Raw genomic sequence first — 25,151 nt, forward strand, 5'->3', positions numbered from 1 at the left:
CGTTGTTTTCTTTTATTGGCTGATGAATTGCCTTTTTGTTGTCTGCTCAATGACATGCCTCATATGTTCTGCGAACTGCTCGAGGTGTGTGTTGATATACATGTGCCCTCCTTCGAAATCAGTACGTTCGATGGCGTTTGCCCATGTTAGCCAGCCGTCTGCGTCTTCCATGCATTTCTTATCTTGCTTTCCGTTCAATAAATAAACGGGTGATTTAATGATTGTTTTGTCTGTGTGCTGGAAGGATTCTAATGCTTGATAGTCGGCACGTAAGGATGGTGTAAAGTAATCCATCATTGGCTTGTTCTCTAACAATTCTTTTGGAATCCCGCCCATTTCAGCGATATGCTGAACAAATGCTTCATTCGATAAATGGGTCAATATTTGTCTTTTTGTTTGCGGTGGCTGAATGGCAGAAATGACAACCGCTGCCGGATCGATGCCTTCCCTTTCTAGCAACTGAGTCAGCCTGTACACCACAAGTCCGCCCATGGAATGTCCGAACAAAATAAATGGACGGTTTAATTTGCCTGTCAGTCCTTCTTTATACAATTCAGCCAGCCGGTCAATGCTTGTTTCAAGCGGCATGAGGTTCGTTCCATGACCCGGAGGCTCTGCTGCTGTCACTTCGGCCGTGTCCTTCAGCTGTTCAAAGAGCGGACGGTAAGAGGCGGAATATCCGCCAGCAAAAGGAAAACAAATAAGCTGAATGAGATCTGATTTTTTTTCAAAGGTTTTAAATAATTGGTTCATACGTCCTTACCCCTTTACGATCGTTTCAAGAATCTGCGCAAGTTGATCTGCCTGCGGTCTTTTCATCATGGTCACATGGTCGCCTTTTATTTGATAATACGAGCACGTTTCTCTCGTGTAAGCTTCCCAATCGGCAAATTTCTTCTGGAAATCTGTGGCGTGATCGCTGCTTTGTATAATATAAAACGGCACAGAGAATGGGTCTTTTTCTAATTCAATGGCTTGTGACATGATGGTATTATGAGTCTGCATTTGCAAGTATTTATCTAAATAGTGATCATTCATAAATTGATGAACGACTTCATCCTTTTCTGCTTCTTTGAGGATTTTCTGCTTCACTTCTTGGAAGCTGAGCCCTTGTAATGCTTCTGGTTTGATGCCGACGAGGTTCCCCATACCTAGGACGAGGGCGAGCATTTTCACTTCTTCTTCGTTCATATCGGCATGAAGCGCTTGATCTGCCTCATCTCTTAATACCGGAACCGTATCTAAAATGATCAATCCTTTTGGCGCTTTTCCTGCATGACAGAGTCTCTGATTCATTCCGTAAGCAAGATGTCCGCCCATGGAATGCCCTGCCAAATAATCAATGCCTGGTCGATAGAATGTTTCAATGGCTTCAATAAAAATGGTGACAAGCTCTGTATAATGAAGGAATTGTGGTTCTTCATCCTCATACAAGCCCGGAGACTGCAAGGCATAAACAGCTCCTTCATGTGTCATGAGCTTTGCCACATCGATATACCCCATCACCGTTCCACCAGCAGGCGGTGCAAAGAAAATTCTCGGTTCAGCCGGATCCCCTTTTTTCAACTCGATTACATAGTCTTTCGGCGCTCTTTCGACAGGCTCGCCTGTTTCTGGCACTGTGTCCAAATATGCCGCTAACTGTGCTGGCGCTGGGTGCATAAAAATCCATTTCGGATCAACACGGACACCTTTTTCTTTTAATTTGGCAACGGCTTGAATACTCATAATGGAATCTCCACCTAAATCAAAGAATGAATCATGAATTCCTACTCGTTTGACACCAAGCACTTCACTGAAAGCTGTCACAATCAGCTGCTGTGTTTCTGTTGCCGGTTGATCGTCTTCATGTGAGGATGAGACTGCGTCTGTCGGCTCCGGCAGTGCTTTTTGATCGACCTTCCCATTTGTTGTGACAGGAATTGCGTCAAGTACGATAAAGTAACTTGGAATCATATAGCCTGGCAGGCTTTCCTGTAAAAATGCTTTCCATCCGGGAACAGGCTCTCCCCCATCTATGACAAGGTAAGCTGCCAGCCGTTTTGAGCTGCCGTACGTTTTAGCAATGACGGTACATTCTTTTACTTGTGGGTGTTTGAGCAGGGCTGTCTCGATTTCTCCACATTCAATTCGGTAGCCTCTAATTTTGACCAAGTTGTCTTTTCGGCCAAGGTATTCAATACTGCCATCAGACCGCCATTTCCCTAGGTCACCGGAACGATACAGTTTGTCCCCTTTTAATGCCGGGAATGGATTGTCAATAAACCGCTCCTTCGTGCGCTCTGGGTCATGCAGATATCCTTTTGCCAGCCCTGTTCCGCCGATATAGATTTCTCCTTTGACGCCTGTTGGTACTGGATTGAGATGATCATCAAGTATGACAACCGTTGAGTTGGCGACTGGCACACCGATTGGCACTGATCTTGCATCCTCCGGTACGTGTGTGACTTGATAAGTGGTCGCTAATGTTGTGTTTTCTGTTGGACCGTAAGCATTGATCAGCACACCCTTCATATGTGGCAATGCCTTTCGTGCATGCTCACTAGACATGGCTTCTCCGCCAACGAGTAATGTACGGTATCCAGCCACACTTTTTGGATCATGCTCAATCAGCCGGTTGAATAATGCAGTTGGCAAACAGTTGGCTGTGACTTGATGCGTTTTGATTAAACGAGTTAATTCGTCCATATTTAGAGCAGCATATTTCGGGATCAGAACCAGCTGACCGCCACTTAGCAGCATTCCCCATAATTCAAAGGTAAAGGCATCAAATGCATAGTTAGACAGCTGAAGCATTTTATCTTCTGAACCAAGCTCAATATAGTTTGTTTCTTTCACTAAGCGGACCACACCTGCATGAGGAAGCATCACGCCTTTTGGTGTGCCTGTTGAGCCTGAAGTGTAGTTCACATAGGCAAGCTGGTCTTCTCCTACAATCGATTTTTCCCTTTGATACACTGCGTCTGTTTCTGGTAACGGCTTGTCCATTTCAATCTTTGTGCCGCTCAGACCGTCTAAACGATTGATCAGATGCGACTGGGTTAAGATGATATCGCTTTGTGTATCGCGAACGATCAGACCAATGCGGGCATCTGGATACTCAGGTGACATCGGTACATAAGCAGCACCCGACTTGACGATCCCTAGAACTGAGACCATCATGTCAAACGAACGATCAAACAGCATCGGGACAAGTGAACCTGGTCCAACGCCCTTTGATTGTAAATAGGCAGCCAGTTTTGTCGCCTTCTCGTCTAAATCTTGATACGTCATATGCTCTTCCATATAAGATACAGCAATCCGGTGCGGGTCACGCTGCACTTGTTCTTCAAATAATTCTTGCAGCGTACGCTTTGGATAAGGCGTGTCAGTTTGATTTTTCCCTATGATCATGGCATCCTGTTCTGTTTTGTCCATGACGCAAAAGTCAGCAAATGTCCGTTCAGGCTGAGCCGTCATGCCATCTAACAGATTGAGATAATAATTCATCATACGGTGGATCGTTTCTTGCTCAAATAAATCCGTATTATATTCCACATGGATAGACAGCTTGTCCTCCTGCTCAAATACATGCAAGGTGAGATCAAATTTAGAGACGGTATGATGGACCATCACTTGTTCCGATGTCAGTCCTTTTAGGTTGATATCCAGCGAATCAGTGACATACCCCATGGCGACTTGGAAAATTGGTGAACGACTTAGGTCTCTATCAATTGAAAGGTCATCCACAAGCTTGTCGAATGGATAATGCTGATGCTCAAAGGCTTTTAACGTCATTTCTTTCACCTTTGCCAGTAAATCGGCAAAGGTATCGGCTTTTGAAACGTCCTGTCTCAGCGCCAACGTATTGACAAACATGCCGACGAGCTTCTCTGATTGTTCGACATCACGGCCAGCGATCGGCGATCCAACAATGACATCTGTTTGTCCAGACAACTTGTGAAGCAGGACATAATAGGCTGACAACATCGTCATAAATAGTGTTGTCCCCTGCTGCCTCGACAAGGCATGTAAACGACGAACAAGCGGTTCATCTATCACGATTTGCTCTGTAGCCCCATTAAATGTTTGAACCGGCGGACGAGGACGGTCAAACGGGAGCTCTAATACCGGCAACTCTCCTTGTAACGTTTCAAGCCAATAGCTCTGAGCCTTCTGGTGGTTCTTTAATTGCTCATTCTCCCAATGAACATAATCGGTCCATTCAACCTCAAGTGCAGGTAGCTCAGGCGTTTCCTCTGATAATAGCGCACCATACACGACTTCTAATTCTTGAATAAGCAGGCTGAGCGACCATGCATCGGAAATGATATGATGCTGCGCACAAAGCAAGTAATATTCCTCTTTCCCCATATCAACAATTGTCCACTGTGCAAGCGGTCCCCGTTCTAAGTCATAGATGCGGTTCGCCTCTTGCTGAATCAGCTGTTCCAATCTTCTCGCTCTTGTTTTTTCATTAAATAATGAGAAATTCGCAACGGTTACTGATGGCGGAAGGTCTTCACGGATGACTTGAACCGGCTTGCCGCCAATGGTTTGAAATGTTGCGCGCAGTGCTTCATGACGTTTTGTTAAGAGACCGATCGCCTTTGTTAACGTTTGGATGTGTAATTGGCCCATCAGCTTCCAAGCACCTAATATATTGTAATGATGGCTCTTTTCTAATGTAGATAAGAACCAAATCCGCTTTTGAGCGTGTGACAGCTCATAGCTTGTTCGTTTTTCCATCTTTGGAATGCTGGCTTCCTGAATGGCTGGTGCTTCATTGATGTCATCGACCATTTGTGCCAAGTGTGCTAGATTCTTGCTTTCAAACAATATTTTTAGCGGCGCCTTTAGTGAAAACTCATGATTAATACGTGAAATCGTTTGAGTGGCCTTTAATGAATGTCCACCAAGGTCAAAGAATTGATCCTCTTTGTACACACGATCGACTTCTAAAATATCCTCCCATATGGCCGCAAGCACCTGCTCTGTCTTCGTTTCTGGCAATTGCTTTTCAAACGGCTGTGCGTGTTTGTGATGGAACTGTTTGAGGGCTTCGTGATCAATAGAGCCATCTTGTTTTTTCGGTATATCTTCCACTTGCCTGATGTCCCATTTCCCCTCTATGATGCCTGTGATCTTGTCAGCATCCACTTCTTTGCCTGATTGCACCGTATAGTACAGTTTCTTTTCAAAAAATGGTATTGGTGCTGGTTGAAGATGTTCAGCGATTTCTTGATTCGCCCCATCTAGGCCGATAAATAGATGCGCTTCATTCAGCCGAACACCTAGACATAATGAATGGAGTCCTTGTTTTTTTCCAATCAATTGAAAGCCCTTGCGAACGGTTAGCGCGGCCCCAGTATGTCCCTGAGACAAACCAAGATTATCCCACATGCTGAAATTCAAGGAAATCGCTCTTCTTCCCTCATGATAGGTAAGGGCATGTGCGAGTCCATCTAAAAAGCTGTTTGCAGCAGAATATGCACCAAATGTTGTGCCGCCAAAATAGCCATTCACTGATCCAAAAAAGACGAGTGGAACTGACGGGTCATGCTTGAAGGCTTCTTGCAGCACCCAAGCGCCATCTGCCTTCCCTGAAAGTTCTTTGACGAAATCTTCTTCTGTTGTATGAGCCAATGTGTACGTATCCACATGCTGAAAGTGCTCAGATACATTGCCAGCACCGGCTAAATGAAGCGCTCCTCGGATCGACTGTCCGAAATGCTTTTCTGCTTCATAAATCGCCTGCTCGACGTCACATAAATTCGTCACATCGGCTTGTACATAAAGGACGTCTCCCAGACCTTTAAGCTGTGAGAATGACGCCTCTTTTTCTCTGTCTTCTTCAAGGGATGTCCGTCCAATTAACACGAGCTTCAAGCCAAATTGGAGCATTTGCTTAGACAGTTCAAATCCAATACCGCCAAGCCCGCCAGTCAGCAAGTACAAGCCTTCATATTCTAAAAACCCTTCTGTCTGAGGTGCCGTCATCATATTCACTTTTTCCAGCTTTGGTACGAGGCGCTGGCCATGCCGGTAAGACACTTCTGCTTTCAAATGAATCGCACCTAGTTCGTCCGCAATATGCTTGGCATCCTGTTCCACATTCTCCGCTTCAATATCAAGGTGAGACACTTCTGCCCCTTCCCATTCTTGCGGGATGGTTTTTAATAATCCGGCAAGAGACGTTTTCTCCACATGAAGCTCATCTTGCGGTTTCACCAATTGACCACCTTTTGTGACAACAACGAGACGCATCGGCTCTTTATTTTCTTGTCTCAATGCTTGATACAAATACAAAATGGATTGGCTGGTGCTTGCATTCAGTTCTTTGAACTGCGCAGGGCTCGCAATCATCTCCTTGTCTGACACATTCCACAAGTGAAGCATACGGTCAATTTTTAATTCATCGGCTTCAAGCGCCGCCACAAGCCTGACGTAATCCCCCTTGATTCGAGGGTTCATCTGATACATCCCTTTTGACAGGCGTAAAAATTCATGACCCTTTTTCACAGAAACATAAGATAGGTTCATTTGTTCAAATTGGGCATAAAGCGATTGATAAAGCCCTTTTTCATCCTCAAATACGAGTACATGATCAGTGGATACCGGCTGAGATGGACCGATATTCTCTTTTACCCAAATACGTTTAAAGAACCAATCTGGGAGGGTTTGTTCATTTTCCGAAGCAAGATCAAGTGCACGTTCAATGTCATGAAACACCCCAGCTTTCAGTGCCGCACCTAGTTGAGCACGTTGGATTTTTCCGCTTTCTGTTTTCGGAAATTGGTCTTTTTTCACCGGAATGATGTGGTCAGGTTCGATTCCCATTTTGCGAATGATGCTCTCTCTAATCTGCTGAATCATTGTGATTTGATCCTCTATCGAATCCTTCTGCGTGACAAAAAAGACGGCGAGTGTGTCATTACTTGATTCGGGATTGTAAATGCCGTACGCAGCGGCAAAGGTGACTTCAACCCCCTCAACCTCTTCCACAACGGCTTCAATTTCGTAATTCAAATAGTTCGCTCCGTTGATGACGATGATATCCTTTTCCCGTCCTGTGAGGACTAGGCGCCCTTCATGAATAAATCCTAAATCTCCTGTATGAAACCAGCCGTTTTCCGCAAATACTTCTTCATTCGCTTCCTCATTTTGATAGTAGCCCATCATAATCGTTGGACTCTTCACCTGCAAGCGGCCGACTTGATCTTCTGGCAGCACATGGTGATGCTCGTCTACAATCCGAATCCATACAGAAGGGATGGGTGCACCAACTTCTGTAAAGGTCATCTTGTGCGGATGATCGTGCGCCACATATTGAATCTCACTTGTTAATGAGGTCTGATCAATGGTCAGTTGTCCACCCTGATCATCATGACGCATGAATTCTTTTGACTGGACAATGGCTGATGATGTTTCTGACATGCCATAAGCCGGCACCATCGCATGGCGGCTTAATCCGTGCTCACCCATGATGTGCATGAAACGCTGCGTCACTTTTGGAACAACTGCTTCGGCGGCGTTCATGATATAGGTCAAGGTGGAGAGATCCCAGCTCCCTTTGCGAATGTCGTCTTCATATTCATTCATCATCGCAAAGGCAAAGTTTGGCGCCCACGTCCTTGTGACACCGTATCTTTCTACCCAATCCAGCCACACCATCGGCCGTTCGATAAATTGATCAATGGATGGACTAATTTGCTGGCAGCCGAGGTACACATCATGTACATGAAACATGACAATGCCCCCTACATGATCAAGCGGCATCCAGTTCATTGATACATCCTCATGCGTGAAACCATTTGCCTGCTCAAAGGAAATGATTCTAGATAAAATGCTTTGATGGTTGTGCCGGATACACTTTGGCACACCCGTACTTCCTGAGGACAGCAACTGAAGCACAGGCTCATCCGGCTCTGGCTCATAATGCTGTTCATCTGGATCACAGGCAAGTAATGTTTCGATTGTTAAAATCGGAATCGCTTTTGATTCAAATGTTTCACGCAGTCCTGCAATGTCCTCAGCACTCGCTTCGTTTGTAATAATGAATGGCTCATTTTGCAGCTGAAACACGCCCTTGAGCTTGTTCACTCCTTGATTCATTTCATCATACACAGGCGGTACAGAGACTGGGGTTGGAATGATTCCACCGAGAATACAGCCCCAGAATACCGTGATAAAATCTTGATGGTCCTTCAATTGAAGCAGCACTTGATCGCCGTTTGAAAGTCCGGCTGCCCTTAATCCAGATAGGACACGTTCCGCTCCTGTGAGTAATTCCGGGTAAGTCTGGATCACCTCATGACCGCCTTCTTTGAGATACGTGACTCCGCGATTTGGTGACATAAAGGCGGCTCGGATCAGTACCTCTGTCAATGTGACTGGTGTACCTGGCTTTCTGATCACATCACCTCCATAAACAAGAGCTGGTGGTTTTTCTTGTGCGGAGGATTGTATGGTTTGGCTGACTTCATCTTTTGAAAACGATTCGTTTCCATTTGTACGCTGTCTATCTGGGAAGAGGTCATCTAAATGATAGGGTGTTTGTTTTTCTGTCTGACTCTCTATCAAAACGGCTGCTTCCTCTACTCCATCTATGGCTTTCGTGCGCTCTTCTATCTTTCTTCGTTCCTCTTCATCTAGTACATCAATGGCAAGCAGCGCCTCGGTATCGACCGCTCCACTTTCTTTTCGCGGCAAGGAAGGGACTAGGACGAGTGTGGCTGGCACTTCATCAGGATGAAGCGGGCCTTTCATCAAATCCTCTCTTGTCAGCGAAGGGTCCTTCGCTTGTGCAAAAAGCACAAGCGATAGGCCTCCTTCTTGATTTTTCTTCGGGATGAGCGCACATTCCTTTAGTGGAAAGTGAAGCATGAAGACTTTCTCTAATGCTTTGAGATCGATTCGTTTTCCATTGATCCTGACAATATGATTTGCTGCATTTCCTTTTCGTCTACTAACTAGCATTCTTCTTCTCCTCCTACATCCAATCCAAAATCTGAATCTTGCTTTCTTCTGTCCAAACGCCGACATCCCCTGTCGGATAAAGGTATTCGCCTGTTTGATGTTTGAATGGATGCGGAATTTTATGCGCCTCCATCCAATCGGCTAGCTCTCCAAAAAGTGCTTTGATCTCTTTTGCGCCGATAAAAATATCTCCAGGAAATCCAACCGGCATGAGCTGATGTTCTTCATTCAGGACATATATTTCCGTTTCATAGGTAGAATCATGTACGCCTGCATATATTTCTTCTTGGTCTGGGTATAGCACGCTGACATGTGCGTTTTTCGCCCAATCACTGATCATCCGCTCTTTTTCCTCATTTGTCACAATTGTGAAGGAAGATAGCGGCGTATCCACTTGTTCTGTCATGGCTTCAAGTGTGTGAATCAGCTGTTGCATCAGCGTTTGTATTTGCTTTTCTGTATATTGATGTAAGTTGTATGTGATCCGAAGCTCCAGTGTATCTCCCGGCACTGCGACAAGGGTTAAGTCATAATTTGTTTCTTCATGACTGGCGATGTCTAAAATGCGTACGCCATACGGCTCAATGGACTCAATCGGATAGTTTTCAAACACGACAATGCTGTGAAACAATGCCTCTCCATTTGGAATTTCCGTCATCTGCTGAATATCTGGCAGTACAGTATACTCGTATTCTCTCATCTGAAAAACGGTTTCCTGTGTATAGGCGAGCAATCGCGCAATCGTCCAGTCCGAATGGATCGAAAGACGAAGCGGCAATGTGTTAATAAAGAGCCCTGTCATGCTTTCCACTTCTGGTAAGTCGGCTGGCCGGCCAGATACGGTCACCCCAAATATGACATCCTCTGCGCCTGAATGAAGGTGCAAGAGCAGTCCCCACGCTGATTGAATCAGTGTGCTCAACGTGACCTTCTGCTTGCCTGTCATCTTCTCCAGCTTCAGTTGCATCTCTGGCGTCAATTTGACGCTGGACTGCGCCATGCTTGCTTCTTGGTCTGAAGCATGTTCTTCGCCGTCTCCTGGAAGCGGTGTCGCTTCCTCTACGCCTGACATATAACGCTGCCAGAATTCTTGCGCCTTCTCTTGATCCTGCTTTTGCAGCCATTCGATAAAATCTTTATATGGACGGACTGTAGAAAGACTGATCTCTCGTTCGTCCACAAGAGAGCGATAAAGCGCAAAGGATTCCTGAATAAAGCTGAACAAACTCCATCCATCGATTAAAATGTGATGAAAACTAAAGACAAACGTGCATCTTTCCTCATCACAACGGAATAAAGCAATCCGAATCAGCGGTTCATCTATATGGTCTAAATTGAAATCCTTTGAACGATCAGATACTAAAAAGTGTTCGATTGTCTCTTCTTGCTCCTCGTCACTCAGGTGGCGCACATCGTGCAGAGTGAGGTGGATGCTTCCTTCTGATTGAATGAACTGAACAGGCTCCTTCAGCCCTTCCCAAGCGAATTTTGTTCTCAAAATGGAATGACGTTCTACAAGAAGATTCCAAGCTTGTTCATAGGCATCGCCGTTTGTTAAGCCTTGGAGCGTCATATGCACCTGACCAAAATAAGCTTGTGAGGCTTGATCTAGCAGTGCATGAAACAGCATTCCTTGCTGCATTGGAGACAGCGGATACACATCGACTACATTGTCTGGAAGTTCATCTATTTGCTTTTGCGTGAGCTGAACCATCGGAAAATCAGATGGTGTAAAGCCGCCGCTCGTTTCAACACAATGCATCAAGATGATCTCCATTTTTTCTTTAAAACGTTCAGGTAACAACCGCACCTCTTGATCTTGCAGCAGTTCACGATTGATCATAAAGTTCATCTGCAACTGACCATCTGTCACATATCCATACACATCGATCAAATGCTGTCTTTCTGCTTTCGGATCGTGAACATGTCCATTTCGCTCGTCTGCTATATACAGCTTGGCTTCGCCATCTGCCTGATCTAACTGACCGAGGTAATTAAAGCTCATCTGCGGCGTTACCGTTTTGAGTAAACGAGATTCTGTCATGTATTGAAGCAAACCATAGCCGATTCCCTTTTGCGGCACAGCTCGTAAGGTTTCTTTGACGTCTTTGATTTGTCTTGCAACATCGGTTTGTATAAAAGGAATAAAAATAGGATAAGAGCTTGTAAACCAGCCGACTGTCCGTGACAAATCCATCTGTTCAAATAAATCCTCGCGTCCATGCCCTTCTAACGTGATGAGCATTGGCTTTCCAATGGCTTGCGTGAGTCCTGCTAACAGTAAATCGTTAATCTCTGTTCGGTATGCTTGTGAGGCCTGTCTAAGTAACATATCTGTTTGTTCCTTTGTGAGCTGAACCGACAGGATCTCTGCATGTTCTTCTATATTAGAAAGCGCAGGCAGTTGGAAAGGAGAACCTTCTTCCTCTTGATCCTTGATTTTTTGCCAAAAAGAGGCCTGCGCTTGTAATTGATCGGTTTGTGCATATTCGTATAAGGCATCTGCCCACTGCTTATAGGAGGCGGTTTTTTTCGCAAATAGGATGTCCTGCCCCGTAGCAAGCTGTTTCAATCCATTTAGTACATCTTCTTGTATCATGCGCCATGATATGCCATCCATGACGAGATGGTGTGCAGCAATAAAGAGCTCAGACGTGTCTTCACCTGTATGAAAAAGAATGGCTTTGATTACTTCTCCGCGCTCTAATGACAATGTTCCTTGACAGGCACTTGTCTCCAAGCGGATTTGTTCCCGTGCTTCCTCCTGAGATACATTCGTCACATCAAAGAATGTGACACAAGGTGTGATGCCAGGCTCACGAATGGTTTGAATCCATGTGCCATCTGCCTCTTTTGTATATATAGCTCTCAGCATATCGTGATGATCGACCAGTTTTGAAAGAACCTGTGTTAACTGTTCATGTGGAACAGATCGCTTCATTTCAATATGCGCCGATAGATTCCAATAATCTTGATTGGTCATCGATTGCTCAAAGAACCATGATTGAATCGGGAGAAGACGAACCTCTCCTGTCACAGGTGATTGATCATAGACCGTAGAGACCTCTGCCTTTCTCATGGCTTGTGCGAGTTGTGAGATGGTCTGTTTTTCAAATACATCTCTCGGCTGGATGACGTAGCCTTCCTGTGCTAAGCGTGCCACCATTTGTATGACAATAATGGAATCTCCGCCAAGCTCAAAGTAGTTATCATGGACGCCAATAGAAGGAACGCCTAGCAGCTGAGACCACACTTTTTCTAACACACGTTCTTCCTCAGTAGCTGCTTTGTCAATGGCTGTTTCTACTTCTTCTTGTCTCCACTCTGGCGGGGGAAGACGCTTTTGGTCTACCTTGCCATTTGGCGTGAGCGGTAATTCATCCAGCTCTATTAATAGGCTTGGTACCATATAATCTGGCAGGATGTCTTTTAAGTTTTTGCGAATGTCTTGCGTGGTCATGCCGCCTTTTTGGACAAAATAACCGATCAATCGCTTATGACCACTCTCATGCTGATGCGGGATAACGGCACATTCTGTGATGTCATCAAATGTCAGCATAGCGGCTTCAATTTCTCCACATTCCACGCGGTGTCCGCGAATTTTCACTTGATGATCGATTCTTCCAAGACAGTCAATGATGCCATTTGACAGCCAGCGGCCCATATCGCCTGTTTTATATAAACGCGCTCCTTCTTGGAAAGGATGCGGGATAAATGATGATGCTGTTTTTTCTTCATCTCCAAGGTAACCAAGTGCTAGCCCTGTGCCGCCAACGTAAATTTCGCCGATGACGCCTTGCGGAACTGGCTGCATTTGGTCATCTAATACATAAGCTTGTGAATAAGCAATAGGCTGTCCAATCGGGACCGTCGCCTGATCTTCTTCCAGTGCTCGAATGTGATGCACACAGGAGAATGTTGTATTCTCTGTTGGTCCATAACCATTTAAAAGCCCTTCAGGCAAATACGGTAGTGCTTTTCGGATATGAGCGGCTGATAAGGCATCTCCGCCGATCAATAATGCATGAAGTCCAGATAAAGCTTCTGGATGTTCTTCTGTTAAACGGTTGAACAGCGGCACAGTCAAGAACCCTGTTGTAATCTGATAAGTTTTTAGTGCTTCCGCTAATGTATCCATTGATAAAATGGTATTTCGATCCGTCAGTATGAGCCTTCCCCCGTTTAAAAGGGCACCCCATATTTCATACGTAAATGCATCAAAAGAGAAGCTAGCGATTTGTAAAATGCGCGTTTGTTCATTAAGGGTGACATAGTCTGTTTCACACACAAGCCGGACGACCGCTTGATGCGGGATCAGTACTCCTTTTGGCTGTCCAGTTGACCCCGATGTGTAATTGATATAAGCAAGTCCATCAGGTCTTAGTGCAGCGGGCATGACCTCTGCTTCTGGTAAAAATTCTTCATACCCTTGATCAAGACAAATGAGTTCCGTTTGATGGATGGATACTTTTTTCAGCCATTCATTTTTTGTCAGTAAAAGCCCAATCCCTGTATCTCTCAGCATATAGTCAATGCGGGCATCTGGATATTCAGGATCAATTGGCACATAAGCCCCTCCTGCTTTCACAATGGCCAGCACCCCAAGAATCATTTCAGGCGATCTGTCGATGAGCAGTCCAACTGGTTCATGCGGCGTCACGCCTCGCTGCTGCAAATAGGCTGCTAGACGATCGACTTTCTCATGTAACTCTTGGTACGTCCACTCATCTCCCTGGAACTCGAGCGCCACTGCATGAGGTGTCTTTTTCACTTGCGCTTCAAATCGTTCCGTCATGAGTAACGGACCTTTTGGTTGATCAGTCTTTCCGCTCCATTCATAGAGCAATTGATGCTTTTCTTTCTCTGGCAGGAAATTCACTTGTCTGATCGGCTGCGCTGGATTTTCACAAATTCCTTCAAGCAGGTGCTCGTAGTAGGCAAGGAATCGCTCCATCGTGTCATCAGAAAATAAATCCGCATGATACTCAAGTTTTAACTGAAGACCTTCAGCTCCTTCAAACACAAACAGGGAGAGATCAAATTTCGCTGTATCATTATCTTCAATGGCTAAAACCGACGTCGCCTCTCCCATTGGAGAAGCTTCAAGCGGTAGGTTTTGCAGAACAAACATGACCTGAAACAGCGGCTGCTTACTGGCATCACGCACAATATTCAATTCATCGACCACCATCTCAAACGGCACATCCTGATGTGCATAAGCACCGACGGTTGTCTCCTTCACTCGCTCTAATAATTCCGTAAAGGCTGGATTCCCGCTATGGTCGATCCGAAGCGCCAATGTATTCACGAAAAATCCGATTAAATGCTCCATTTCCGTTCGATTTCTCCCAGCAATGACCGAGCCAATGACAAACTCATCCTGTGAAGACAATCGATGTAATAGAGTAGAAAAAGCCGACAGCAAGGTCATATACAGTGTGCTGTCTGTTTTCTTGGATAGCTCAGCAATCTTTTTAGACAGTGACTTCGACAGTTGATATGTTTTCGTCTTCCCTTTGTAGGATTGAACGGCCGGCCGCGGATGATCATATGGCAATACCAAATCTTCAACAGGTGCCGCAAATTGCTCCTTCCAATAGGCAAGCTGCTTATCTAGTGGCTCTCCTGTCAAATACTCCTTCTGCCACAGTGCGTAATCCGCATATTGAATAGGCAGTGCCGGCAAGTGAGGCTCCCGCCCTTCGATCGCCGCTGTATACCACTCAGATAATTCTCTTGCAACAATGCCAATCGACCAGCCATCTGACACGATGTGGTGAATGGACATCAGCAAGATATGCTCTGCGGATGAAAGTCGAATCAGCTTCACTCGAAAGAGCGCTTCGTGTTCTAATTGAAAAGGTGTGGATGCCTCTTCTTTCGCCCATTCAGCCGCTTTTTGTTCTTTCTCTTCCTGTGACGCTATGCCTGAAAGGTCCATCACCTCAAGCTCTGGAAGGGCCATCTGTTCATGAATGACCTGTACCGGTTCATCCCCGCTCATCGTAAAGGACGTTCTGAGCGATTCATGTCTTTCCATCATATGATGCAGACTTTCCTGAAGCACCTTGATATCTAAAGGCCCATTCATCCGAAACGAAATCGTATTATTGTAAAATGGCAGATCCGGCTCTAATTGATAGAGGAACCACTGTCTTTGCTGGGCATAAGACATCGGAATTTCCTGACCCATCTCCATTTTTCTCATCGGAATCACTTCATCTGCTTTGGCATTTGAATCGATCCAGTCTGCTAATTCTCCGAGTCTCGTATGTTCAAACAACACAGCAAGCGGCACGTCAAACCCTGTTTTTTGTCTAACCGTAGACAGCATTTGCGTCGCCTTCAGCGAATGGCCTCCTAGTAAAAAGAAATGATCGCCGCAGCTGACATCCGAGACATCGAGCAACTCTGACCAAATGTGTGCGAGCAGTTTCTCCGTTTCTGTGTGAGGTGCTCTGTTGTCTGAATCCATTCCGCTTTCCTCTATTAATTCATGAAAATATGCCTCGTCTGGCGATCCATCTTCTGTTTCTTTCCAATATTCCTCAGGAAACAAATGCACGGCATATTCACCAGATAGACGGGACTGTAAACACGTATGAATCGATTGATAAAGCCGCTCTTCCACCGCCTTTGTTTGATCAGTTTTGAAAAAGACGTAAAAGGTCTGCTCTGTTTGCATCTCCGCATCCGCATGGACCATCTCGTGAATCTCTTTCTTCGATCGATCCAATCCCGCATAAATGAGCGGAGCATCTTTCATCAGACATGCGAGCATCGTTTGGAAGCCTGCCTGCTTTGAAATTGGAAGATAACCTCTTTCTTTTAACATGCCTTTTATCATGGAGCCTTCACTCATGCCAATCTCGTCCCACATGCTGAAACTAAAGCAATATGGCTTCACTGTAGATGTCAGCTTCTGATAATGAGCAAACTGTTCCACGAACTCATTGGCAGCGCAATAGGCGCCGACAGTCATACCGCCCTTTAGCGTTCGGGCTGACGAGCTGGAAAGAAATAAAACATTCCTACGTTTGGAGGCAGCTTCATGAAGCGCAATCGTTCCATATACCTTTGCTTCGTACATGTCATTCAGAGACACAGATGTCATATCAGCAAGCAGTTCTTCTTGAATAATACCTGCGAAATGAATGATGCCATCCAGCCTTCGATTTCCGGCGACCTCATGTCTAGAGATGATTGCTTCTACCTCTTTTTCAGCCGTGATGTCTGCTTTCTCATAAAGAACCTTGCCGCCATGCACTTTTGCCTGCTTTTCTAGCAAAGACAATGTCTCTTGCTGGTCACTAGAAAGTGCCTCTCTCTCTTTCCTTCCAAGCAACACGAGATGTGCTTGATAAGATGTCAGTAGGTGTTCACTGACTAAACGTCCAATTCCGCCTAGCCCGCCTGTTATGACATAAAGCCCAGATGATTCAAATGGCGGCTCTTCCCTTTTCTGTTCCTTTTCCAAATGAAGAGGTGCTAAAAAGGGAATATAACGAACACCTTGACGATAAGCAGCAACATGACGGTCTTGGTCATGTGTAAGTTCTGCCATCATCGCCATTGCATGGGAATGACTAGATACCGATTCTGCTAGAGAAAAATCAAGACATTGCACCTTGATAAACGGCCATTCATGCTGAACTGCTGTCATCAGTCCGGCTGTCGTTGCTTTTTCTACATCGTGGATATGATCCCCCGGCACATTCATCGCATGGGCTGAGACAAAAGTGATGGCCACCTGCTCCTCATAGACGGAAATGGCTTTTGTTAAAAATAATGCACTCATGCTGCCCGTTTTCTGCGCTTGTTTTGCCTTGGACACATAAAGCTTGTCTTCTTGGTTTGTATAGTTCCAAAGGTGAATGATGTGTTTCACCGAAACGCCATACGAACGGAGCGTCTCAAAGAGTTGTTCGTAGTCAGACGGCCGATTCGGGTGGATGATGAAGTGAGTGTGTGTGAGTTGTTTGAACGCTTGACCCGGTTCAACCGTAATGTATGTTTGTTCACTGTTTGCAAAAGATTTCAATTGATCTGCCAGTCCTAATGGATCTGCAAAGATCACAACGTCCCCTATGATCTGCTTGTCAGCTGCATCAAGTGGAGCAGGTATCCACTTCTTTTGATAACTCCAATCAGGCAAGGTATGTTCATTTTCAAGTCTCATGTCCATTTCCATGATCATTTCATCAAATTCGCCTTCTTGCCATCTTGTCTTGAGCTGTGCCCTTTCTATTTTTCCAGAGCTTGTTTTGGGAAATGCATGCTTCTGGACAGGAATGATGCGAGATGCAGACAAGCCCATTTTTGTTGCAATATGGGATTTAATGTGCTGACTTGCCCTCATAATATAAGCTGGCTCATACAGCTTCGGTGTAAAAAAGAGAATCAGTTCATCGGATGCAGAAGCCTCCATTCGGACGGAACAAGCAGCCACAAAGCTCGTTTCTACTCCCGGTACTTCCTCTGCTATGGCTTCAATTTCATAGTTGTGATAGTTTTTCCCGTTGATGATAATCATGTCTTTTTCTCTACCGGTTAGTGTCAGCCTTCCTTCGTGCAGGAAACCTAAATCACCCGTGTGAAACCAGCCATCCGCTTGAAATACTTCTTGATTCGCTTCGTCATTCCGGTAATAGCCCTTCATGGTGGTTGGACCTTTTATTTGCACACGGCCAATATGATCTTCTGGAAGAAGCTCATGCTGATGATTGACGATGCGTATCGTGATACCTGGAATCGGTTTGCCCAACTCTGTAAAGCTGACGGTTCCTGTCTCACGTGCTTCTGCTGGTCTTAGCTGCTCTGTCAGCGACGTTTCCTCAAAAGTCAGAACCCCGCTGTTTTCATCTCCACGCTCAATCGCAAAGGAAAACACAACCGCTGATGAGATTTCAGACATGCCAAAAGCCGGTCTGATCACATCTCCCTTTAAGCCGTGCGGAGCAAGCAGGTGTAGAAATCGGTGGATGGTTTTTGGCACGACCGCCTCTGCCCCATTGATCATGCAGGTCATCGCCGACAGATCCCAAGACCCTGATGAAATCTCTTTCTCATAATCATTGATCATCGCAAATGCAAAGTTAGGTGCCCACGTCTTCGTTGCACGGTAGCGGTCCATCCAGTCAAGCCACCGCAACGGCTGAGCGATAAAGTCATCCGTTCTTGCCCGAATCTGCTCGCAGCCTGTGTACACATTGACAAGGTGGAACATCACGATGCCACCAATATGATCTAAAGGCATCCAGTCTAATGAGACATCCTCTTGTGTAAATTGATTTGCTGCCACTGTTCCTTTGACGTTCGCCAGCACACTTCTATGGGAATGCTCTACACACTTTGGCATCCCTGTACTTCCAGACGTTAAGATAAAGAAGACGGAATCATCCGGCGCGGCAGGATGAGCGGCTGTATCTCTTTCTAATGTCAGCATCGGCTCAACTGCTGCGACACGTAATTGGTCTGTATGCCACAGTAAGGCTAACCCTTGCACCTCCTCGATCAGTGAGTCATCTGTTAGGATGAGCGGATGCTCGAGCAGCTTCCAAGCGTGATGAAGCTTCTTCACTGCAGCATTCATCTCCCGATAGGTTGGGGCAGCCGACACAAGCGTTGGAACAAATCCGCCTAATACACATGCCCAAAAGGCAGTGACCATGGCATGATTCGATGAGAATTGAAAGAAAACAGGATCTCCTGCCTTCAGCCCCAGTGCCCTTAAACCAGTCAGAACCCTCTCGGCGTCTCCTTGTAACTGCGCATAAGATTGTGTGAGTTCGTTCTTGCTATTCACGATATACGTAAGCCCATTTGTCGTTTTTGCAGCCTCTGTTAAGACTTCCTGTAAGGTCTGTGCGCCTTGTGTGACGTCGAGATCCCCTCCATAGGAAAGAGCGGGCGGCATATCGGCCAAAGCAGGTACAGCCTTTTGCGTCTGTATCGCTTCCGCTGCGGCCTCCTGCTCAATGTGCTTGTCGAGAAATAAATGAGAGAGGTGATACGGCCGCGGTCGAATGGTTTTTTCACGTGAAAAAACAGCGAAGCGTTCGATTTCGTTGGTTTGTAAAATGGTTGTCTTTACATCTTGTAAAATCGCATCCATTGATTCATTTCTACTCGTTTGGTTAATGGTTGATGGTTTCATATGAGTTCCTTTCCTTTTTTGTTAGGCAGGACTGCAAGGCTGCATCCTGCCTAATCTAAAGTTTACAAGACTCGTTCTCTATTTGTTTGATTGACAATATGTTTGATCAGCTTTGCATTTTGAACTGCACATTCTTTCTGTTTGAACATATCAGCATGCCGGCCATAGCCTTGGTATTGGGTAAAAGATCCGGCTGTTGCCTGTGTCCACTCTTCCATCCAGTCCGGGATCGCTATTTGTTCTTCAGATTGGATGAACGTAATATCTGCCTGTATTTTGCCTTGATTCACCCCCTTAACAAATGTTTCATAGTAGGCGCGCGTCTTTTGTGCAAGCGCTTCTTGAACAATCTCCCCTTGAGCAAGTTCGTTTTGTTTCGTTTGATGAACAATCGCTTCAATATCATCATCAATGGATCGTCCTTCTAAATCACTTTCTCCAATTTTCTTATAGGAATCGATCATGATGACTTTCTCGACTGTCCGTCCTACTTGTTCAAGCGCTTGAACAAGCTCAAAGGCGAGGTAACATCCGCCTGAGTACCCCATCAACGTCAGCGGCCCTTTTGGCTGAAGGTGCTGAATATGCTGAACGTACTGTGCCATTCGGTTATTCGTTTCAATAAAATCAAAGGCGATCAATCGGACATCATCAAGCGTTTTTGCTGCTTCCTGATAGATAAAGCCGTAGCCTGGTAATGGCGGAAGAGCAAAGACTGTTGATGATTGAGATTCATTGAATACAAGATAGCCAGCGGTTTCACCGTCCTGATGCTGAATATAACGACTAAGCGCTTCAATCGTCGGGGTCTCAAACAACAAATGAATCGGCACCTGAACCTCAAACTCTTTTGATACTTTGGACAAAAGAGACATCGCTTTTAAAGAATGTCCGCCAAGCTCAAAGAAATGGTCATCTGTGCTAATATCCTCTCGTTCAAGTACTTCTCGCCACATTACCAGCAGCTTTTGTTCCACTTCATTTGCGGGCAGTTTCACACGGCGGTTTCCTTGCGGTGCCTCTGGTTTTGGTAGCTGGCGTTTATCAACCTTCCCGTTTGGCGTAAGTGGGAGGTTCTCCAGTTCAATCAGCTCATGAGGCAGCATATAAGCTGGAAGACGCTCTTTCAGCCTTGATTTGATGTCATCGAGTTTGCCTTTCCATGCATCATCACACGTGATATAGGCAAGCAGCCTTGTATGATTGGTTTCATCATGATCCGCTAGGAGTACAGCTTGTTTTACACCTGGGTGCATGAGAAGGTTGGCTTCAATTTCTGTCAGTTCAATTCGGTGTCCTCGAATTTTCACCTGATCATCGAATCTACCTGCATACTCAATTAGACCGTCTTCTCGAAAATAGGCTAAATCCCCCGTGCGATACAGCCGCTCACCCGAAGCAAAAGGATGAGGAATAAACACTTGTTTTGTCAGATCAGGACGATTCAAATACCCTTTTGCCAGTCCTTTGCCGCTCAGACAAAGCTCTCCAACCAATCCAATCGGCTGAAGCTGCCTGTGCTCACTCAATATATAAGCGCCCGTCTGGTTGAGCGGCTTCCCAATTGGAATAGAATGTGCCTCTAAAGGGATCGCTTCATCTATCGGATAATATGTGGCAAAAACCGTTGATTCGGTTGGTCCGTATACGTTCAACAATCTGCCTTTTCCCATCACATCAAAGGCTTTTCTCACATGCTGAACCGATGCCCTCTCTCCCCCAAACAGCACCTTACGCACACCGCGCATCCAGTCTGTTCCTTCATCAACGAGAAGATGGAATAAAGCCGTTGGAACAAACATGACAGAAATATGCTCTCCTTTTATCAGCTCAGTGAGCTTCCCCATATCTAAAATGGTTTCTTTTTGCGGCAGGACAAGCTTTGCTCCGTTTAAAAGCGCACCATATACATCAAATGTAAAGCCATCAAATACGCTATTTGATAACGACAACAATGTATCTGTTTCTAAAATGGTTAAATAATTCGTATTTTTGACCACCCGGGCAATATTGGAATGGGTCGTCATGATGCCTTTTGGCTGTCCGGTTGTTCCAGATGTATACATGATGTATGCCGTATCATCTAAACCAGCTTCAAGTGGCAGATTCTCTGAGCTCATCAGTAAAATTTCTTGATCATCTGCAAAAAGATACGTGCCATCAAATGCGAGTGACCTCGTCTGATTGATAAAGGATGAATGAGTCAGAAGATGCGTCGCTCCGCTGTCTTTCAGCATATATTGGATACGGCTTTCTGGATAATCTGGATCAATCGGCACATAGGTGGCACCTGCTTTTAAGACAGCGAGTAAGCTGACAATGAGTTCAGGTGTCCGCTCTGCTAAAATGGCGGTCACCGTTTGATGACCCACCCCATTTTTTTGCAAATGCCTTGCCAGTCGATTGGCTTGTTCGTTCAGCTCCGCATATGTCATCGTGTGATCACCTGCTGATAATGCCACTGCATTCGGCTGTTTTCGGACATTATGCTCAAACCACTTTGTCAAATAAAGCTGATCATGCTCCAGCTCAGGTGCATTCCATTCCTCTAACATTCGCTGTTTTTCCTGCTTTGTCACAAGTGTCAGTGTATGAACTGACTGATCTGGATGTTTGATGGTCCCTTTGATCAAAAGGGTCAGCTGATCCTTTAATTTATGGACAAATGCAGGATCAAATGCACGCTGATTAAAGGCCAGCTTCAGCTGCAATTGTTCCCCAGGTGATGCAAGTAAATTGAGATCATAGTTCGATTTCTCATAGACATTCATGTCTTCTACTGTAAAGCCAAGCAGTGACTCCTGCTCGTCTTTCTTTGCAGCAGGGACATTCTCAAACACCACAATATGATCAATGAGCTGCTGCTGACCTGCCTTAGCCTGAATATCATAAATCGGGATATATTGGTGCGGTTCAGCCGCTAAAGACTGCTGCTGCGTCTCTGATAATAGAGAACGGAACGTCATTTGGTCTGTCAGCTGAATTCGTCTTGGAATGACATTGATGAACAACCCCACCATCCGGTCCACACCAGCTAAATCTGCCGGACGTCCTGACACAACCGTTCCAAACAACACATCGTTTGAGCGCTGATACCTGCTGAGTAAGATAGACCAAACCGATTGAAGCGCACTGCTTAACGTGGCATTCTGCTGCAAGGCTAACTCTGATAAAGCAGCTGTTTCTTCTTTACTCATGGCCCATTCGATTTCGCCTAATTCATGCTCATTTGTTTGCTTTCGCTGTTCTTTAAAAGTCGACTGCCCCTCAAAACCAGCCAAAGATTGCGTCCAATATTCAAGTGAGGCTTGTTTATCTTGTTTTTCCAGCCATTGAATATATTCTTTATATGGCTTGACTGGCTCCAGCCTGTAAGGGATGTCATGCAAAAGTGCATGATAAATCGCAAACAATTCCTGCACAACTAGGCCAAAACACCAGCCATCTAGAAGGATATGGTGATAGCTCCATATCCAGCGATAGCTTGAAGGACCCGTTTGAAAAACAGAGGCCCGCATGAGCAGATCCTTCGAGAGATCAAATCCTCTCAGCTGATCCTTTTGTTTAAAACGATCAATACGTTCAAGCTGTTCACTTTCAGAAAGATCCTGTATGTCCACAACATCAAGCTGGAAAGGTCGATTTTTTAATACAACTTGGACAGGACGCTTCACTTTTTCGTGGAGGAACACGGTACGAAAAATATCGTACCGTTCCACAATGATATTCATGCTTTTCTCAAGCAAATCATGCCGAAGTGTGCCCTTCACGTTCATATCCATTTGTTCTACATAAAAGCCTTTTTCTTGATGATGGAGGGTATGAAACAGCATTCCTTCTTGCATCGGTGACAGATAGTACATATCTTGAACTTGATCCCTTTTAAATTGACTCATCTATTTCATTCCTCCTTTCCTTCTTCATGACTGATCTAGTGGTGTTAGGTCAATTTCTCCTCAAGCATGTCAAAGATATCGTCCATTTCATCCATTTCAAGGTCTGCAGCCGAGAAGTCACTTGGCGTAAATTCTCGCTCTTGATGCGCTAAGCAATGGGTGATGATGGATCTGATTTTCTCCTTCAACAGTGCGATGAACTGCTGTATCGTTTGTTCTTCATATTCACTTGCACAATATGAGCACGACAGAATGAATTGATTGTGCTGAACAAGACCGCTGAGGTTCAGCTTATAAACAGCTTCGGATTCAGGGCTCGCTTGACGGCCCATATCATAGGTTGAGGGCCCAAAGAGTTCTGTCGTCACTTCCTGATCAATCTGCCCAAGATAGTTCAAGCTGATTTCAGGCTGCACGTGTTTGACTGACGGTTCGGATGGTGTCATGTATCTTAAAATACCGTAACCAATCCCTTTATTCGGTACACGCCGCAGCATCTCTTTCGTTCCTTTGATAGCATCTGCAATGGTCTGATTCGGTTTCGCTTCAAGAACGACTGGATACATGCTCGTAAACCAGCCAACTGTGCGAGATATATCTAATCCTGATAAAATATCCTCTCTTCCATGACCTTCAAGCTGTACATATACATGAGATTGACCTGTCCATTCCTGAACGGCCAGCCCGAGCGCACATAGAAGAATATCATTCATTTCTGTTGTGTAGGGAAGATGGATATTCGTTAACAGATGCTCGGTTTCTGCTTCTGTCAGCTGCATTTTGACCGCTTTCGTATCTGCGATTTTTCTTTCTTTTACTTCATGGTCAACAGGTAAAGTCGTAAACGGTCTATTTTCAATCGCTGCCCAATACTCCTTCTGGTTTTTTAGCAGCTGTGACTGCGCATATCGTTCAATCGCTTCTGCCCATTCTTTGAAAGAGTGCGTTTTTGGCGGCAGAACCATCGTTTCTCCTTTTTCTGCCTGATGATAAAGAGACATAAAGTCTTCTAGTAAAATCCGGCAAGAAACGCCGTCAATCACAAGATGATGTGTGATGATGAGTAAGTGATCACCGTTTTCTGTATGGAAACAAATCACTTTCATCAATGGACCCTTTTCAAGATTCAGTTGACGCTGATACTCATTGGCGTATGTGGAAATCGCCTGTTTCACATCTTGCGCTTTTGAAACATCACAAGAAATAATTGAAAATGGTTCTGTCAACTCCCGCTGATTGTATTGCAGCATGTCATCATGCTCCTGTCTGAACACCATGCGCAGTGCATCATGATGTGAGAGCAGTTTTTGCAGAACTTGTTCTGTGACAGCCAAGTCAAACCCTTTTGGTGCATGAAGCATCATTGAGAGATTCCAGTGGTGCTGGTGATCAAAGTTCCGTTCAAAGAACCAGCGCTGAATCGGTGTTAAAATGACCTCTCCTTCCACAGCTGACTGATCGGCTGTGAGAAGGTCCGCTTCTTCGATATATGGGCGAAGCTCCGCAATTGTTGGGTATTGGAAAAGCAGTTTCATATCGAGCTTCCAACCTTCTTGCGTGAGTCTGCTTGCCATTTGGATGCCTTTAATCGAATCTCCGCCAAGGAAGAAGAAATGGTCGTGAATACCAACTTGGCTGACGCCAAGCACATCTTCCCAAATGCCGCAAAGCAGTGCTTCCACTTCATCTCTTGGCGCTTCGTATGCTGTTTGATTCGCTTCCATATCAGGTGCTGGCAGTGCTTTGAGATCCACTTTGCCATTTGCCGTCATTGGCAGCTGGTCTAGCTTGATGATCCATGATGGCACCATATATTCTGGCAAGATGCGCTTTAAGCTTTCTTTCAGCGTATCCGTTTCTTTATCTGTGATGACGTAAGCGACAAGAGCGTCTTGATCACTTGCGTCTTTGACCGTTGTCACGACGGCTTCTTTCACTTCATTTAGCGTAAGGAGCTGTGCTTCAATTTCTGACAGCTCAATCCGGAAGCCGCGGATGTTCACTTGATGGTCTTTTCTACCGAGATAAATCAGCTCGCCATCCTCTGTCCATTTCACCAAATCACCTGTACGGTACATGCGCTCTCCTGGATAAAACGGATCTGGGACAAATCGTTTGTCCGTTTCCTCTGGGAGATTCCA

5 protein-coding genes are annotated in these 25,151 nt (G+C 45.3%); all 5 read right to left on the reverse strand.

Annotated features, from left to right (window positions below; translation table 11 throughout):
* Window positions 1-12 precede the first annotated feature (12 nt).
* Window positions 13-753 (reverse strand): thioesterase II family protein, encoded by a 741-nt coding sequence (locus tag KVT11_RS18370; protein ID WP_048001291.1) that lies wholly within the window; start codon window positions 751-753, stop codon window positions 13-15.
* A gap of 6 nt (window positions 754-759) precedes the next feature.
* Window positions 760-8,958, reverse strand: coding sequence for a non-ribosomal peptide synthetase (locus tag KVT11_RS18375; RefSeq protein ID WP_210552302.1), 8,199 nt, complete (start codon window positions 8,956-8,958; stop codon window positions 760-762).
* Window positions 8,959-8,971: 13 nt separating this feature from the next.
* Window positions 8,972-19,114, reverse strand: coding sequence for a non-ribosomal peptide synthetase (locus KVT11_RS18380; protein ID WP_217609106.1), 10,143 nt, complete (start codon window positions 19,112-19,114; stop codon window positions 8,972-8,974).
* Between the two features lie 62 nt (window positions 19,115-19,176).
* Window positions 19,177-23,010 carry a non-ribosomal peptide synthetase gene (locus KVT11_RS18385; RefSeq protein ID WP_099496301.1) on the reverse strand — a complete coding sequence of 1,278 codons (3,834 nt, stop codon included), beginning with the start codon at window positions 23,008-23,010 and terminating at the stop codon, window positions 19,177-19,179.
* 44 nt (window positions 23,011-23,054) lie between these two features.
* A partial coding sequence (locus KVT11_RS18390) for a condensation domain-containing protein (protein ID WP_217609107.1) occupies window positions 23,055-25,151 on the reverse strand: 2,097 nt, incomplete at its 5' end.

It is taken from the genome of Bacillus sp. GbtcB10 (assembly GCF_019091365.1).
Taxonomy (GTDB): Bacteria; Bacillota; Bacilli; order Bacillales; family Bacillaceae; genus Bacillus; species Bacillus altitudinis.

Bases quoted from the DNA above. Each gene is read 5' to 3' on its own strand.
- KVT11_RS18370 (WP_048001291.1), bottom strand. From the start codon at position 753: ATGAACCAATTATTTAAAACCTTTGAAAAAAAATCAGATCTCATTCAG.
- KVT11_RS18375 (WP_210552302.1), bottom strand. From the start codon at position 8,958: ATGCTAGTTAGTAGACGAAAAGGAAATGCAGCAAATCATATTGTCAGG.
- KVT11_RS18380 (WP_217609106.1), bottom strand. From the start codon at position 19,114: ATGAAACCATCAACCATTAACCAAACGAGTAGAAATGAATCAATGGAT.
- KVT11_RS18385 (WP_099496301.1), bottom strand. From the start codon at position 23,010: ATGAGTCAATTTAAAAGGGATCAAGTTCAAGATATGTACTATCTGTCA.